A 15018-nucleotide genomic window follows, 5' to 3' on the forward strand; every position below is an offset into this window, starting at 1 on the left:
AAAAATTATGTATAATTCAACGTATTAGATAAAAACTTTTCGAGCGTGATGGGCGTCAAAGGGGTTGGTGTCAGTGCCTGAAGCTGACCATCAAGCGCTAAAATGGCGAGGCCGTGTAGTTTGGCCCATATGGATGCAATTTGGGTGGCGTTGTCAAAAGCTGTGGCTGTCGTGTTGTGGGATACCATTGGAGTTAAGCAGGATAAGGCTTTTTTAGAAGCTTTTTGCAGATCTGGTGTGGTACGATCGACTGAGTCATTACGGAACATAAGTGTAAATAAGCCCGGGTTTGCAATCGCGAAGCGAATGTACGCCAAACCAATTTCACGTGGTGTTTTGCCGTGGGTGCTGGACATGGCTGCGCTGAGTTCCTCAAAGCCTATGGCCGCCAGTGCGCTGAGAATACCCGCAAGGTTACCGAAATGTGGGGTGGCTGCGGTTGCGGAAACGCCTGCATGCCGCGTGATGGCGCGAAGTTTGAGTGCTGTTATTCCGTCTTGCTCAAGCAGGATACGAGCAGAATGGAGAAGGGCGTTGGGTAGGTCGCCGTGGTGGTAACGTGGTTTGGTCTCGATCATGGCGAGGTCTTTACGGCGTAAACATCCACGAGGAAAGGCGGCTCTTTAGATATTTACAATGTAAAGATACGAGGAGATTACCCGGTCCACTCAATGGGGCGGGTAACTCTGTTTGGGACCAGCGATATGCGATTATTCGTCGGGTTGTTCGAGGTTGAGTAATATACGTTTATCGTCCACGCCGTTCATGCCTGAATATCCGCCGAGGCCTGATCGACCAATAATACGATGGCACGGGATTAGGATGGGGATAGGGTTTGCGCCAACGGCCCCGCCGACTGAGCGAGCAGAACCCCCGAACTCTTCTGCAAAATCAGAATAGAAGCGCGTTTTTCCGTAGGGGATAGTGAGCAATCCAGCCCAGATCTTCTTTTGGTAAGTGGTGCCGTATGGCTCAAAGGGGAGGTCACTGAAATCAACATCTTCGCGGTCGAAATAGCGTTCAAGTCGCTCTCTGACGGTAAGAAGCAAAGGTGTTTCTTCTTGGTCGCGTCCCCAGCCCCAATCAAGAGCAACGATACGTTGGTCATCTTCACTAATGGTGAGGGCCCCTAACGGGGTATGGCATGAAAGTTGGGGCATATGCAGAGGCTCAGTCTGAAAGTGGGATTGCAGCGATTATAATTACTGATTTGAGCGCCAGTAAGTGGGAAAGATTTTAAGGGGTATGGTGAGTGAGAATTTCAGCTTTTTAGAGCGGGTTTCGGTTTTCCTAGAGCTTCAGGTGCATTAGAGAGCGCGTATGGCTAATCCAGATTTCAACGATTCCGACGTCATTTTCGCACTCGCCACCGGCGCTGGGCGTGGTGCCATTGCTGTGATGCGTGCAAGCGGCACAGGGAGTGCGCGTGTATTAGCGTCTTTATGTGGGGTTTTACCTGAACCTCGTCGTGCGAGTTTGCGTCGTTTGCGACACGATGGTGAAGTTTTGGACGAGGCTGTTGTATTGTGGTTCCCTGGTCCGCGATCATATACGGGGGAGGATGGTTTTGAACTGCACCTCCATGCTGGTCCTGCCATTATTGCTGGGGTTGCGGATGCGTTAACAGCGTTTGGTGCTCGTCCGGCTGAACCGGGTGAATTTACGCGCCGTTCGGTTCAGAATGGGCGGATGGACTTGCTGCAAGCAGAGGCTATTTCTGATCTTATTGAAGCAGAGACGGAAAGCCAGCGTAAGCAAGCGTTGAGGCAGGCGGACGGAGCACTGAGTAAGCTCTACGATGGGTGGGCGGAGCGTTTGCGTATCGTGGTTGCGCATCAGGAAGCTCTTATTGATTTTCCTGATGAAGATTTGCCAGATTCTGTTGAGGCGGAACTCCTAGCTAATATATGGAATTTGCAGGCCGAGATGGGAGAGCATTTGCAGGACCATCGCGGTGAGCTGATGCGGGCTGGGATTACGGTTGTTATCGCGGGCGCCCCCAACGTTGGTAAGTCGAGCTTGTTGAATGCTTTGTCCGGCATGGATGCCGCTATTGTCACGCATCGTGCGGGAACAACGCGCGATGCTATCGCGTTGGATTGGGTGTTGGATGGCGTGAAGTTGCGGCTGATTGATACCGCGGGCTTGCGTGAGACAGACGACGAGATTGAGGCCGAAGGCATAAGGCGGGCGTTGTTTCACGTGAAACAGGCCGATATTGTTCTGCACCTGAGTGGGCCGGGTGATGTGCCAGAGATCCTTAATGAGGCAGAGGTCAGTGTGCGTACGAAAATCGACGTCGCGCCAGCCCCAGAAAATATGCTAGGTATTAGCACGCATACAGGGGCTGGTTTGTCGGCTTTGCGTGCGGCGCTGAGCGAGCGAGTACGGGCTTTGACTGCTGGAGCGGCCGCTCCGCCGTTAACGCGTGCGAGGCACCGGGCGGGCATACAGGAAGCCGCCCATTACTTGGAGCGTGCACTTGGAGCGGACTGGCCAGAGTTGCGTGGCGAGGAGTTGCGCTTGGCACTACGCTCACTCGGGCGTCTGACTGGCCATGTGGATGTCGAATCATTGCTCGATGCGATTTTCGGGCAGTTTTGTATCGGGAAATGACTTTGACGGATTTTGATGTCATCGTAATCGGTGGTGGCCATGCTGGCTGCGAAGCTGCGGCTGCGGCTGCGCGTTTTGGTGCGCGTACGGCGCTATTAACGCACCGTTTGGACACGGTTGGGGCAATGTCTTGCAATCCCGCTATTGGGGGGATTGGAAAGGGGCACCTTGTCAGGGAAATCGATGCTCTGGATGGTTTGATGGGGAAGGCGGCTGACCGCGCTGGGATTCACTTCAAGCTTCTTAATCGTTCAAAGGGGCCAGCTGTACAGGGGCCTCGTGCGCAGGCAGATCGCTCCCTCTATCGTACAGCGATTCAGGAGTTGTTGGCGCAGACGCAAGGCTTGCAGATTATTGAAGGTGCCGTAGCAGATGTGTCGGTCGAAAATGGCCGTATTACGGGTGTTGTGTGTGAAGATGGACGGCAATTTCGTGCGCCCTCGGTTGTGCTTACAAGTGGTACGTTTTTGCGTGGGGTGATCCATGTTGGTCATGTTTCGCATGCGGCTGGGCGTATAGGTGAGGAGCCTGCAACGCTGCTTGGGGAGCGTTTGGAGCAGTTGGGTCTGCAAATGGGACGCCTGAAAACCGGGACGCCCCCGCGTATTGCCCGTGACAGCATCGCGTGGGAAGAGCTGGATGAGGATAAAGGGGACGCAGTTCCTGAGGCATTCAGCGTTCTGACAAAGAGCATCACGAATCCCCAACTCTCATGCCGGATTAGTCAAACTACAGAAAAGACACACGCTATAATCAGGGATAATCTGCACCTGTCAGCTATGTATGGTGGAGCTATTGCCGGAAGGGGGCCGCGCTATTGCCCCTCTATTGAAGATAAGATTGTACGTTTCGCTGAGCGTAATGCCCATCAGGTATTCTTGGAGCCTGAAGCTCTGCCCGGGAATCCTGGTGGAGATTTGGTCTACCCAAACGGTATTAGCACCAGCCTACCTGCGGACGTACAGGCAATGATGATTGCCACAATGCCGGGGCTAGAAAATGCACGTATCGTAACGGCGGGTTATGCTGTTGAGTATGACTATGTCGATCCACGGGAGTTGTTGCCAACGCTAGAAGTGAGGCGTCTACCTGGTTTGTATCTGGCGGGGCAAATCAATGGCACGACAGGTTATGAAGAGGCTGGTGCGCAGGGGTTGCTTGCGGGTTTGAATGCGGCCCGGGCTGCCAGTGGTAGCAGCGCTTTCGTCCTAGACAGAAGTGAGGCGTATCTGGGGGTCATGATTGATGATCTCACCCTGCATGGCATTAGTGAGCCTTACCGTATGTTCACTTCGCGGGCCGAATACCGTTTGAGCTTACGGGCGGATAATGCTGATTTGCGTTTGACCCAGAAAGGGCTGGATGCGGGCTGCGTCGGTGTGGAGAGAGAGCAGGCGCACAAGGCATTGGTTGATGGCATTGAGACCGCTTCCAAACGGGCTACAGAAACAACATTCCTGCCACAGCAACTGCGTGACGTTGGGTTGGAGGTTTCTCTTGATGGGCGTAGGCGCACCTTACATGATGTTCTAGCCGCTCAGGGCAATAAGGCTGACTTGGCAAGCTTGGCGCCTTGGTTCGGCACATTGTCACCACGTGTTCAACGCCACATTGAGACGGAGGCCCGTTATGGTGGCTACCTGCAAAGGCAGGAGCGCGAAATTCGACAGCTTGCGGCTGAAACAGCCATTACGTTGCCGGTTAATTTGGACTATTACAGCGTCGGAGGCTTAAGTGCCGAGATGCAGGAGCGTTTAGCTGCCGCAAAGCCTACGAGCTTCGCTGCGGCTCAACGCGTTCGTGGGGTGACGCCTGCTGCGTTGGTTGCATTATTAGCGCATCTGAAGGGGGCGGCATGACGGTGGAAGTTTCACGTGAAACACAAGAAAAACTAGAACGTTTTGCTTCGTTGCTGACGCAATGGAACGCTCGGATTAATCTTGTTAGCCCACGTGACCTTGTTCATCTCTGGTCAAGGCACATAGAAGATAGTTTGCAGCTCGCTTCTTTGGTCCCACAAAATGCTCGTATAACAGATCTTGGCTCTGGCGGTGGTTTCCCGGGTTTGATCCTTGCAATAGCGACTGGCTTGCCTGTGACTCTTGTAGAGTCTGACCAGCGGAAATGCGCTTTTTTGCGGGAAGCAGCGCGTGAATGCGGTGCCACAGTGCAAGTTGTGGCCAAGCGTATTGAAACAGTTTCGCTAGAGCCAGCGGATGTCGTCACAGCGAGGGCTTTGGCCCCGCTGGAGCGTTTGTTGGGTTGGGCGCGCCCATTGCTGAAACCAGAAGGTTTTTGCCTCTTCCTAAAAGGTGCCAAGGCATCTGACGAGTTGACCGAGGCCCAACGGGACTGGCATCTCTCCACTGAGATTTTTAATAGCCGCACTGCCGAGGGCGGCGCCATCATCAAGGTTTGTGATTTTCAGCGTGTCACTCGATAAGCAATCAACAACGACCCGTATCATTGCAATCACCAATCAGAAAGGTGGCGTTGGCAAGACGACAACTGCCATCAATCTGGCCGCCGCTTTAGCCGAAAAGCAGCGTGTTCTGTTGGTTGATTTGGACCCACAGGGCAATGCCTCAACAGGGCTCGGCGTGGAGTATGACCAACGTTCAACAGGCACATACGCCGCCCTCACGCGCGAGGCGGAGCCCAAAGATTTACCTTTGGCAACGTCTTTGCCTAACCTGTCAATTATCACGGCGAACAGTGACTTGGCTGGTGCGGAAATTGAACTCATTGACGATGACCGGCGTGAGTATCGTCTGCGCGATGCCTTGCATGCCCTTGAAGGTCAGTACGACACGATTTTGATTGACTGCCCGCCAAGCCTCGGGTTGCTGACACTTAATGCGCTCGTCGCATCCGACAGCGTTTTGGTGCCTCTGCAATGTGAGTTTTTTGCGCTGGAGGGTATTAGTCAGTTGGTGAAAACAGTTGACCGGGTACGTCGCGCGTTTAATGCTGACTTGCAGTTAGAGGGGATCGTGCTGACGATGTATGATCGCCGCAACAATCTTTCTGAGCTTGTTGCACAAGATGCTCGGGGTTTCTTTGGTGAAAAGGTCTACGAGACTTTGATCCCAAGGAATATTCGTGTTTCTGAAGCGCAGAGTCATGGAACAACGGTATTGGAGTACGATGCTCGTTCCACCGGCGCTGCTGCTTACCGTGCATTAGGGGACGAACTTCTACAACGCAACGAAGCACGGGCAAAGGCATAACGCGATGGCTAAAAAAGACGGCATGCCGCGTTTGGGGCGCGGCCTTGCTGCGTTACTTGGGGAGCAGGCTCCGCAGTTGGCGCAAGCAACGCGTGCGGGTGGACCCAGCCACACTTCGACGACCTTGTCTGTTGATGTCTTAGCACCAAGCCCCTTTCAGCCGCGGCGAGACATGAATCCAGCTCGTTTGGAAGAACTGGCCGTTTCTATCCGCTCCCGTGGTGTTTTGCAGCCTTTGCTGGTTCGTCCTAATCCGGACCAGAAAGGGCATTATCAGATCATAGCGGGTGAACGCCGCTGGCGTGCGGCACAGCAGGCTGGTTTGCATGATGTGCCAGTCCATATTCGTGAGTTAGACGATATGGACGCAATGGCAGCTGCACTGGTTGAGAATTTGCAGCGCGCAGATCTTAACCCGATTGAAGAAGCCGAGGGGCTGCAGCGCCTTCTGACTGATTATGTGCTTACTCAGGAAGAATTAGCTGGTGCGGTTGGTAAGTCACGGCCGCACATTGCTAACATGCTTCGCTTGCTGAAGCTGCCTCAACTCGTCCGTACGCACGTACGGGAGGGACGATTGAGCGCAGGGCACGCTCGGGCGCTGCTTGGGCACCCTCAGCCTGAAGACGTAGCGCAGGTTGTTTTAGACCGTCAGTTGAATGTGCGTCAGACTGAAGCATTGGTAGCGGCAAAAAGTGCCCCCTCCGATATTTCAGAACCCAAAGAGCGGGACGTAGAAATTGTTAAACTAGAAGAGAGCTTGGCAAACCGTTTGGGACTGAAAGTCGATATTGCTTATGATGGCAAAAAGGGTGGGTCCTTAAAAATAAGCTATCGTTCACTGGAGCAGTTTGAAGCTTTGATGCGTTTACTCAACGCTTAATTTTTATGTAAAAAATGTGAAAAAAGTTCTTGCCTTTCTAGGTGATTGCGGTGTATAGACCCTCTCACCGGAAGGCAACATCTTGGGCACATAGCTCAGTTGGTAGAGCAGCTGACTCTTAATCAGCGGGTCCAAGGTTCGAGCCCTTGTGTGCCCACCAAGTGTTGCCTCCGGTCTTCATCAAAATAAAAATACGTGCCAAACAGCGTTATTATCAGTGCTGGAAACTTTCTGCGTCTCATAGAGACTAGGAACTCCCCGCATCGATGCTGCGTATCTACTTTAGTTCGTAGACCTTTACGAATAAAGGAGAGAGCCGTGAAAGTAGAAGTAGGCGTTATCGCCGGGGTAATTCTTCTAGCGTTGGTAAATATATTTTGGGCCTCTATTGCCAGAACCAAGCAATACGGCACGCAATGGAATGTAGGAGCACGGGACGGCGACACGCCGCCGCTGAATCCATTCCCGGCGCGCCTAAAGCGTGCACAGGAAAACCTGTTTGAGACACTTCCGCTTTTTCTAGGTGCAATTTTGACAGCGCTGGCCGTTAACCATACGGGCTGGAAAACGCAATGGGGTGGAATTTTGTACCTTGGTGCGAGAGTCGCTTATCTGCCGATTTATGCGGCGGGTATTCCGGTTATCCGGACCTTGATCTTCTTCGTATCGTTGATCGGGTTATTATTGGTGCTTTTTGGCGCTGTTTTCAGCTAAGAGGCGAAAAGGCCATTGCCTCCCTAAAAGGAGGCAATGGCCTTTCGTGCTTACTTCTTCTGGCTCAGAACCGCATCTTGGATGCGTTGGCCGAGCTTTTGATCAACATTCTTCCAGTATTCGAACACGCGGGACAAAACGGGTTCTTCTACCCCACCCAGAATGTGACCGGATACGTTTTGTACGAGACGGTCACGTGCTGCGTCGTCCATTACGTCGTTGACGAGTTTAGCGGCTTGGCTGAAGTCGTCGTCGTCTGGACGTAACGTGTAGGCTGCACGGACGAATTCGCCATCTGCTGACCAGACTGCGTCTTCTGGGAAGCGCTCTGCATCTGGAGCTGGACCACCCTTGGTGTTTGGCGAATACACAGGGTCAGACGCGTTCAGGCTGCGCATCGTCCCACCCTTGGAATAGGAATGCACAGGACATTTTGGCGCGTTAACAGGGATCTGCTTGTAGTTTACGCCTAGGCGTGCGCGGTGGGCGTCTGCATACGCGAAAGAACGACCAAGGAGCATTTTGTCTGGGGACAGACCTGTGCCTGGAACCTGGTTGTTTGGTTCAAACGCAACTTGCTCGATTTGCGCGAAGAAGTCTGTTGGGTTGCGGTCGAGAACGAGCTTGCCAACCTCGATCAGAGGGTATTCGCTCTGAGGCCATACCTTTGTAAGATCGAATGGGTTGATGTGATACGTTTTTGCATCTTCGTAAGGCATGATCTGCATTTTGAGCGTCCAGCTGGGGTGCTCGCCACGCTTAATAGCCTCATACAGATCACGACGGTGATAATCGGCGTCACTGCCTGCAAGTTGGTCAGCTTGATCTTGCGTCAGGCATTTGATGCCCTGATCTGTTTTAAAGTGGTACTTGACCCAGAAGCGTTCGCCTTCCTCATTAACCCACATGTAGGTATGGCTGGAGAAACCATCCATGTGGCGCCATGTTGCAGGGATGCCGCGGTCTCCCATCAGCCACGTGACTTGGTGCGCAGTTTCTGGGCAAAGTGTCCAGAAGTCCCACTGCATGTCATTGTCACGCAGACCGTTATCTGCACGGCGCTTTTGGGAATGGATGAAGTGCTGGAACTTCATTGGGTCACGGATGAAGAAGACGGGCGTGTTATTGCCCACCATATCGAAGTTGCCTTCCTCGGTGTAGAACTTTACCGAGAAGCCGCGTGGGTCACGCCACGTGTCAGGGCTGCCAGACTCACCTGCAACGGTTGAGAAGCGAATAACGACGTCAGTTTTCGCTCCCTTTTGCAAAAATTTTGCTTTCGTGTAGCGGCTTAGGTCGTGCGTTACTTCAAAGTAACCGAAGGCACCACCCCCCTTGGCGTGTGGCTGCCGGTCTGGGATCATTTCGCGGTTGAAGGTGGCCATTTGCTCGATCAGGTAATGATCGTGCAGTACGATGGGTCCATCAGCACCAACACTGAGTGAGTTTTCAGTGCTTGAAACAGGTGCACCAGAGTCTGTTGTAGCGGTTTTCAAGCTGTCCGTGGACATGGGGGTGATCCTCTGATTGGTGTAGGATATACCCCTAAAGTGCTTGAGTTCTCTTCGGTTCCAAAGAATTATAATTTTTTATTTGCTTTAATTGATAATCATTCTCATTTTTACTTCGTCTGAATTTTATACAAAGCACCTGTTATTTGTAGGTTATTAATAATAATTCTAGGTAAAAAACTATATTTCAAAAAAATAATAGTGACGTAATTTAGGTGCTGTCGCGGTTAAAAAGAAGACACCGGTTATAAATTACGATCGCGTTTTAACTGGTCCCAAGCAGCATTTATTTGTGCGACGCGGTCTTGAGCTTTTTTTCTTTGCTGTTCGTTCATAGGTTTTTGCGCAAGAACGTCAGGGTGGTGCTCACGGATGAGCTTGCGCCACTGCTGTTTGACTTCGGTATCACTTGCTGTACGCGAGAGGCCGAGCACACGATAAGCATCAAAGCCACTACTCTGTTGGGCGCGTGTCTGTCCGCTTTCTGCGCGTTCCCAAGCGCCGACGGAAAGACCAAAGGCACGATGTACGCGCTGTAAAAAATCTAATTCTGCCGGGTGTAAGCGTTGATCAGAACCTGCATCGGCACGTGCTATACGAAATAAAGCCGTGAGCAGATGTTCCAGCGGCGTTTTGTCGCTAGTATAGGCTTTGCCCATTTCGCGGGCGTACATTTCGAAATCGTCTGTTCTTTCGCGCGCTTTGTCGAAGAGCATGCCAACCTCCCGAACGTTATCGGGGGGAAATTGAAAGCATGTTTTAAAGGCGTTGATTTCTGCCCGGTTTACCGGAGCATCAATTTTAGCGAGTTTTGCGCATAAAGCGACGAGGCCGATGGCGTAGAGTTGATCGTTTTTACCGAGGGCAGCGGCGACTTTTGCTGCAGCAAAGAACGCGGCGCTGTTAGGGTCTGGGCGTCCTTTTGCACTGAAGCGTTCACTGAAACCACCACTCTTGGGGTTGAGGAGTGCTCCGCTATCAGCAGCGTGCCCTAAAGCTCCGCCCATCAAAGCGCCAAATGGCCCGCCGACAGCGAACCCAGCTACACTTCCGAAAAGTTTGCCCCAGATGCTCATGGCTGCAATCTAGCATGCAATGAGCTTAGAGCAAATTAGTCTGTTGCGGGTTGCGCGACAGAAGTGCCGCTACGCGTAATGCCGAGGCAAGGGGGCGATCTGGTGTTCGGCGTGCGTCAATTTCAGCGACTAACGCTGTGAAACTAAGCTGGCGCTGAATCGCGACTTGATCCAGCACGTGCCAGAACTCTGGTTCTAAGGCGACGGATGTACGGTGTCCGCTTAGAGAAAGGCTGCGCTTGACTAAAAAGCTCATAGTGCGGTTTCCAGCATAAAGCCGTTAAATAAATAGATCGCTTTCCGCATGTTCGGGCTTTTCGAGAAAAAGAAGTCCATGGAGGCTAATACTAACGAAAGAAAGCTTTTGGTGCACGTTTGGCGCGCTGCAATCTAGGTTGTTTGTGCGGGATGGGTACATTTGTCGGTCTTGTTAATAAGCACAAACAATAACTTTACACTGTAAAAATTGGAAATCCAGTAAACGTTCAACCATCATAATGATGCGGCTGTAAGTTGTTTGTTTTTTGTACGGATTATCTACGGGAAAAAGAGCACTATGCCATGATCAGTAGGGCGATAGCCAAGCATCACGTTTACCAAAAAACTAAGTTGGTACTTGAGTTCACGATCTAATATGAAAATAAACCATGTATTGTTAATACTACAGGGAATTTGGGTCTATATTTAAACGTGTAGAGAGTGGGAGAGAGGTATTACTCCCCCACGGGTAATTAAGTTTAGTAAACAGGCATAGGCCATTCGTCTTCTGACCAATCACCTTGTGCCCAACCTGCACGTAAGGTGACGGCAAGCTCGTCAAGTGTGCCCTCAACGATCGCAGCCCGAATTTGGCGCATCAAACGCTGATAATAGGCTAAGTTATGCCATGTAAGCAGCATAGGGCCGAGCATTTCACCCGCGCGGAACAGATGATGTAGGTAAGCGCGGCTGTAGCGCCCCGCCATTGGGCTGTCATCGTGAGGTGTAATGGGGCGCGTATCTTCTGCAAAGCGGGCATTGCGTAGATTAATAGTGCCCCGCTCAGTGTATGCGCGCGCAGTGCGTCCTGCGCGGGAGGGCATGACGCAGTCAAACATATCGACCCCACGCATAACGGCACCCAGTAGGTCATCAGGGGTGCCAACACCCATAAGGTAACGCGCCTTGTCATGCGGCATCATGGGGGTGGTGAAGTCTAGGGTAGAGAACATGAGTTCTTGCCCTTCACCAACGGCAAGACCACCGATTGCATACCCTTCAAAGCCGATATCAGTAAGGGCTTTGATAGAATACTCGCGAAGGTCACGCTCTGTGCCGCCTTGGACGATACCAAACTGCCCATAGCCGGGCCGCGCAACAAACGCTTCTCGGGAACGTGCGGCCCAGCGCATCGACATTTCCATCGATTTACGCAGAGATTCTGCGGTAGCAGGCAGGGCCGGGCACTCGTCAAACGCCATAGTGATTGTTGCGTCGAGCTTGTGCTGAATATCAGTTGAGATTTCAGGCGTCAGGCGGTGTGCGCTGCCATCAATATGGGAGCGGAAAGTAACGCCGTCTTCGTCAAGCTTGCGTAGTGCGCCAAGTGACATGACCTGAAAACCGCCCGAGTCCGTCAGGATAGGGCCTTGCCAATCCATCATTCGGTGTAACCCGCCAAGCTTGGCTACGCGCTCTGCCGTTGGTCGTAGCATCAAGTGGTAGGTATTACCGAGGATGATGCCCGCGCCCGTTGAGCGAACAGAATCGGTCGTGATTCCCTTTACCGTACCAACGGTGCCAACGGGCATAAAGGTTGGGGTAGGGACGGTTCCGTGCCGCGTGTGCAGATGGCCGGCACGGGCCTGACCGCAAGTGCTTTCAGGCTTCCAGACCATTTTTTCGGCATGTTGGGAAAAGTCAGGTTTGCTCATTCAGCGCGCTCCAGCAGGCAAGCATCTCCGTAAGAGTAAAAACGCATGTCTTCACGGATAGCGCGCTCATAGGCGGCTCGCATCGTTTCGGTACCACTAAAGGCACATACGAGCATGAAAAGCGTTGAGCGCGGGAGATGGAAATTAGTCATTAACAAGTCTACCGCGCGGAAACGGTAGCCAGGGCGGATGAAAATGGAGGTCTCGCCACTCCAAGGGCGTACGGTACCATCTTCTTGAGCTGCGCTCTCTAGCAAGCGTAGCGAAGTTGTGCCTACGGCAATTACACGCCCGCCTTTGGCGCGTGTATCGTTGATGAGTTGAGCTGTTTCAGCGGTAATCTCACCCCATTCGGCGTGCATACGATGCTCCGAAATTGAGGAGCGAACCGGAAGAAATGTTCCGGCACCGACATGCAAGGTCAAGGTACGGCGTGTGATGCCTCGTGCGTCGAGAGCCGCGAGCAGCTCTGGCGTAAAGTGTAGCCCCGCCGTTGGGGCTGCTACCGCTCCACGTTTATCTGAGAAGATGGTTTTGTAGTCATCATCATCTTGGTGTGTCGGGCCTGTTGGGCGCTCAATATACGGCGGCAAAGCGAGTGCCCCGACACGGTCCAAAAACGCATCAAAGTCATCGCCCTCGACAGAGAAGCGGAGTTGGATTGCACCATCACCTTCATTCTCTATAATTTCGGCGGTTACGACATCATCGCCAAAATTGAGAATATCGCCGGGCCGGAGTTTGCGGGAGTTGCGTGCCAGGGCATGCCAGCTCCGATCCGGCAAAATACGGTCAAGAGTAATGCCGATACGGGCTGTGCCACGTGTTGCAGAAAGCTGCGCACGAATGACGGCTGTATCATTGGCAATGAGCAGGTCCCCAGGGCGCAGAAAAGAGGGTAAATCCCGGACGATACCTAAAGTGCTACTGCCCTGTGCTGGGACATGCAGCAGGCGCGCTGTGTCGCGCGGCCGTGCTGGCTCTGTCGCGATGTTTGAGCGCGGTAAGTCAAAGTCAAAAAGTGCTAGCTCGTCGGTCATGCAGGCTCTTTAGCAGTTTCCCGGCGCGCCGAGAATATTATGGGGCTGGGGCGGTACTGTTGGAGAAGCTGTTACAGCATGCCGGGTTGTTTTTTGACAGCCTTCCAAAGAGCCTCAAGCGTTGGCAAATCCTGTTCGGCGATTGTTTTTCCGTCATGCGCGAGGGATGTTTCCATAGCCTCGAAGCGGCGGGTAAACTTGGCATTGCTTCGGCGTAAGGCGGCTTCCGGGTCAATGTCCATTTTTCGTGCTAGGCTGGCCACACTGAAAAGAACATCGCCTAATTCGTCTTCGATACGGTCATGGTCACCTCCCATTTCGGCTTCAAGTTCCGCTAACTCGCTTTTAACGGCTTGAAGAACGCCCTGCGGGTTATCCCAGTCAAATCCTACGCGTTCTGCCCGCTTGCAGAGCTTCGCGGCGCGTGAAAGAGCGGGTAGGGAGGAAGCTATACCAGCAAGAGCTCCAAATTCCGCGCGGCCGCGCCGTTCGGTTTCTTTAATGTTTTCCCAATTTCCCTGTTCTGCCCCGGGTGAGAAAATGTGCGGGTGACGCCGTTCCATCTTGTCGGCAATGGTACGGGCTACATCATCAAAGTTGAACAGGCCCGCTTCTTGCGCCATCTGTGCCTGAAAAACGACCTGAAACAAAAGATCGCCCAGTTCATCAGGTAGAGATGCGTGGTCGGAACGGCTTATGGCATCCAGAACTTCATATGCTTCTTCGATAGCGAACGGAGCAATAGTTGCGGGGGTTTGCGCTACATCCCAAGGGCAGCCATTCTGCGGGTCACGCAAGCGATGCATGATGTTCAGAAGGCGATCAATCTGGCGTTCTTCGGCGTGCTGAGCGGTCATGGCTGGTCCTTGGGCGTCAGGAAAAGATGACAGTGTGGTGTTCGCTCTCTACAATAGGCTTAAAGAGAATGAACCCCATTTATTTTAAGCAGCTGAGGAGCGAGACATGGCGCGGATCTTTATCGATGGTGAAGCTGGGACGACAGGGCTCGGTATTCGCCAGCGTATTGAAGCGCTACCGACCGAGCTAGGTTTTGAAATCGTATCCATCGACCCGGCATTGCGCAAAGATTCTGAGGCGAGGAAAGCTATGATGCGGCAAGCGGATGTCGCAATTTTATGCTTGCCGGATGATGCCGCACGTGAGGCCGTCGCCTTAGGGGAAGGCCTGGGGATTCGCTTTTTGGATGCTTCTACGGCGCACCGCCGGGCAGAGGGGTGGGTTTATGGCTTTCCTGAACTGGACGCCGGCCAACCTCAATGCGTTGCTGCAGCACAATATGTTGCGAACCCTGGCTGTTACCCAACAGGCGCCATCGCACTTTTGCGGCCGTTGGTTAAAGCTGGCCTTATCCCGTCAGATTACCCAATTTCGATTAACGCAGTATCGGGTTACAGCGGTGCAGGCAAAAGCGCGATTGAGGCGTATGAGCGCGATGGTGGCCCAGCATTTCAGCTTTATGGCTTAGGGTTGCAGCACAAGCATGTTCCCGAAATACAGCATTATTCCGGGCTGGATCATGCACCTATTTTTGTGCCGTCCGTAGGTAATTTCGCTCAGGGTATGATCGTTTCCATTCCGCTGCATGCACGGACGCTGCCGGGGACGCCAAAGGCTTCGGACCTACAGCGTGTTCTAGAAGAAGCGTACAAAGGCAGTGAGTTTGTCTCGGTGTTGCCAGCAGAGTCGTCACTGCTCGGAGATAGTTTGGCAGGGACAGACGCAATGGAACTGCGTGTGCATGGTGATGGTGAAAAGCTTTTGCTGACGGCACGGTTGGACAATTTGGGTAAAGGTGCTTCTGGAGCGGCAATTCAAAATTTGCGCCTTATGTGCGGGAAATAACCGAATTAATTGGTTTTCGCCTCTGGTCCTTTCGAATCAAATACAGTAAGGTACGCTCCGTTCCATGCGAGCGTGGCGGAACGGTAGACGCAGTCGATTCAAAATCGACCGCCGAAAGGCGTGGGGGTTCGAATCCCCCCTCTCGCACCATATATCGCCCTGCCTAACGGCA

The 15018-nt window shown here is 52.8% G+C and carries 15 protein-coding genes and 2 tRNA genes; 9 read left to right on the top strand and 8 right to left on the bottom strand.

All coding sequences use genetic code 11. The features are described 5' to 3' along the window. Positions 1 to 5 precede the first annotated feature (5 nt). Together D5366_RS05120 and D5366_RS05125 are read right to left on the bottom strand one after the other, a co-directional pair. Positions 6 to 578 (bottom strand): TetR/AcrR family transcriptional regulator, encoded by a 573-nt coding sequence (locus D5366_RS05120; RefSeq protein ID WP_141492562.1) that lies wholly within the window; start codon positions 576 to 578, stop codon positions 6 to 8. Positions 579 to 710: 132 nt separating this feature from the next. Beyond that, positions 711 to 1160 carry a methylated-DNA--[protein]-cysteine S-methyltransferase gene (locus tag D5366_RS05125; RefSeq protein ID WP_141492563.1) on the bottom strand — a complete coding sequence of 150 codons (450 nt, stop codon included), beginning with the start codon at positions 1158 to 1160 and terminating at the stop codon, positions 711 to 713. Between the two features lie 160 nt (positions 1161 to 1320). Here D5366_RS05125 and mnmE point away from each other — a divergent pair, with 160 nt between their 5' ends. From mnmE to D5366_RS05160, 7 genes are all read left to right on the top strand, one after another. After that, positions 1321 to 2616, top strand: coding sequence for a tRNA uridine-5-carboxymethylaminomethyl(34) synthesis GTPase MnmE (mnmE, locus tag D5366_RS05130; protein ID WP_141492564.1), 1296 nt, complete (start codon positions 1321 to 1323; stop codon positions 2614 to 2616). A 2-nt stretch (positions 2617 to 2618) separates the two neighbouring features. Then, entirely contained in the window at positions 2619 to 4475 is a 1857-nt protein-coding gene (gene mnmG, locus D5366_RS05135; RefSeq protein WP_141492565.1) for a tRNA uridine-5-carboxymethylaminomethyl(34) synthesis enzyme MnmG, read from the top strand. After that, positions 4472 to 5059 (top strand): 16S rRNA (guanine(527)-N(7))-methyltransferase RsmG, encoded by a 588-nt coding sequence (gene rsmG / locus D5366_RS05140; protein WP_141492566.1) that lies wholly within the window; start codon positions 4472 to 4474, stop codon positions 5057 to 5059. The genes mnmG and rsmG overlap by 4 nt, the downstream gene beginning before the upstream one ends. Beyond that, positions 5046 to 5846, top strand: coding sequence for a ParA family protein (locus tag D5366_RS05145; protein ID WP_141492567.1), 801 nt, complete (start codon positions 5046 to 5048; stop codon positions 5844 to 5846). The genes rsmG and D5366_RS05145 overlap by 14 nt, the downstream gene beginning before the upstream one ends. A gap of 4 nt (positions 5847 to 5850) precedes the next feature. Then, positions 5851 to 6729: a ParB/RepB/Spo0J family partition protein gene (locus tag D5366_RS05150; RefSeq protein ID WP_141492568.1), complete on the top strand. Its 879-nt coding sequence runs from the start codon at positions 5851 to 5853 to the stop codon at positions 6727 to 6729. A gap of 84 nt (positions 6730 to 6813) precedes the next feature. Then, positions 6814 to 6889 (top strand) — tRNA-Lys (locus D5366_RS05155). Between the two features lie 158 nt (positions 6890 to 7047). Then, a complete protein-coding gene (locus tag D5366_RS05160) occupies positions 7048 to 7443 on the top strand; it encodes an MAPEG family protein (RefSeq protein WP_141492569.1) in 396 nt (131 codons plus the stop codon). 50 nt (positions 7444 to 7493) lie between these two features. Here the strand turns inward: D5366_RS05160 and D5366_RS05165 are convergent, their stop codons facing one another. The 6 genes from D5366_RS05165 to mazG form a co-directional block, all read right to left on the bottom strand. After that, positions 7494 to 8954 carry a catalase gene (locus D5366_RS05165; RefSeq protein ID WP_141492570.1) on the bottom strand — a complete coding sequence of 487 codons (1461 nt, stop codon included), beginning with the start codon at positions 8952 to 8954 and terminating at the stop codon, positions 7494 to 7496. A gap of 245 nt (positions 8955 to 9199) precedes the next feature. Further along, positions 9200 to 10030, bottom strand: coding sequence for a TerB family tellurite resistance protein (locus tag D5366_RS05170; RefSeq protein WP_141492571.1), 831 nt, complete (start codon positions 10028 to 10030; stop codon positions 9200 to 9202). A 25-nt stretch (positions 10031 to 10055) separates the two neighbouring features. Continuing rightward, a complete protein-coding gene (locus D5366_RS05175; RefSeq protein ID WP_141492572.1) occupies positions 10056 to 10286 on the bottom strand; it encodes a ribbon-helix-helix domain-containing protein in 231 nt (76 codons plus the stop codon). 481 nt (positions 10287 to 10767) lie between these two features. Next, complete coding sequence (gene tgt / locus D5366_RS05180; RefSeq protein WP_141493835.1) at positions 10768 to 11907, bottom strand: tRNA guanosine(34) transglycosylase Tgt; 1140 nt, start codon at positions 11905 to 11907, stop codon at positions 10768 to 10770. A 32-nt stretch (positions 11908 to 11939) separates the two neighbouring features. After that, the gene (queA, locus tag D5366_RS05185; protein WP_141492573.1) at positions 11940 to 12983 is read right to left on the bottom strand and encodes a tRNA preQ1(34) S-adenosylmethionine ribosyltransferase-isomerase QueA; all 1044 of its coding nucleotides are present in this window, start codon (positions 12981 to 12983) and stop codon (positions 11940 to 11942) included. Between the two features lie 71 nt (positions 12984 to 13054). After that, entirely contained in the window at positions 13055 to 13840 is a 786-nt protein-coding gene (gene mazG / locus D5366_RS05190; protein ID WP_141492574.1) for a nucleoside triphosphate pyrophosphohydrolase, read from the bottom strand. 106 nt (positions 13841 to 13946) lie between these two features. Between mazG and argC the strand changes: the two genes are divergently transcribed. Together argC and D5366_RS05200 are read left to right on the top strand one after the other, a co-directional pair. Next, a complete protein-coding gene (argC, locus tag D5366_RS05195; RefSeq protein WP_141492575.1) occupies positions 13947 to 14846 on the top strand; it encodes an N-acetyl-gamma-glutamyl-phosphate reductase in 900 nt (299 codons plus the stop codon). 66 nt (positions 14847 to 14912) lie between these two features. Further along, positions 14913 to 14996 (top strand) — tRNA-Leu (locus tag D5366_RS05200). The last annotated feature ends 22 nt before the right edge of the window (positions 14997 to 15018 follow it).

Origin of the sequence: Neokomagataea tanensis (genome assembly GCF_006542335.1) — a bacterium.
In the GTDB taxonomy this organism is placed as follows: domain Bacteria; phylum Pseudomonadota; class Alphaproteobacteria; order Acetobacterales; family Acetobacteraceae; genus Gluconobacter; species Gluconobacter tanensis.

What these genes read in the sequence shown, in the direction of transcription:
- D5366_RS05120 (WP_141492562.1), bottom strand. Translation starts at nt 578, where the DNA reads ATGATCGAGACCAAACCACGTTACCACCACGGCGACCTACCCAACGCC.
- D5366_RS05125 (WP_141492563.1), bottom strand. Translation starts at nt 1,160, where the DNA reads ATGCCCCAACTTTCATGCCATACCCCGTTAGGGGCCCTCACCATTAGT.
- mnmE (WP_141492564.1), top strand. Translation starts at nt 1,321, where the DNA reads ATGGCTAATCCAGATTTCAACGATTCCGACGTCATTTTCGCACTCGCC.
- rsmG (WP_141492566.1), top strand. Translation starts at nt 4,472, where the DNA reads ATGACGGTGGAAGTTTCACGTGAAACACAAGAAAAACTAGAACGTTTT.
- D5366_RS05150 (WP_141492568.1), top strand. Translation starts at nt 5,851, where the DNA reads ATGGCTAAAAAAGACGGCATGCCGCGTTTGGGGCGCGGCCTTGCTGCG.
- D5366_RS05165 (WP_141492570.1), bottom strand. Translation starts at nt 8,954, where the DNA reads ATGTCCACGGACAGCTTGAAAACCGCTACAACAGACTCTGGTGCACCT.
- D5366_RS05170 (WP_141492571.1), bottom strand. Translation starts at nt 10,030, where the DNA reads ATGAGCATCTGGGGCAAACTTTTCGGAAGTGTAGCTGGGTTCGCTGTC.
- D5366_RS05175 (WP_141492572.1), bottom strand. Translation starts at nt 10,286, where the DNA reads ATGAGCTTTTTAGTCAAGCGCAGCCTTTCTCTAAGCGGACACCGTACA.
- tgt (WP_141493835.1), bottom strand. Translation starts at nt 11,907, where the DNA reads ATGGTCTGGAAGCCTGAAAGCACTTGCGGTCAGGCCCGTGCCGGCCAT.
- queA (WP_141492573.1), bottom strand. Translation starts at nt 12,983, where the DNA reads ATGACCGACGAGCTAGCACTTTTTGACTTTGACTTACCGCGCTCAAAC.
- mazG (WP_141492574.1), bottom strand. Translation starts at nt 13,840, where the DNA reads ATGACCGCTCAGCACGCCGAAGAACGCCAGATTGATCGCCTTCTGAAC.
- argC (WP_141492575.1), top strand. Translation starts at nt 13,947, where the DNA reads ATGGCGCGGATCTTTATCGATGGTGAAGCTGGGACGACAGGGCTCGGT.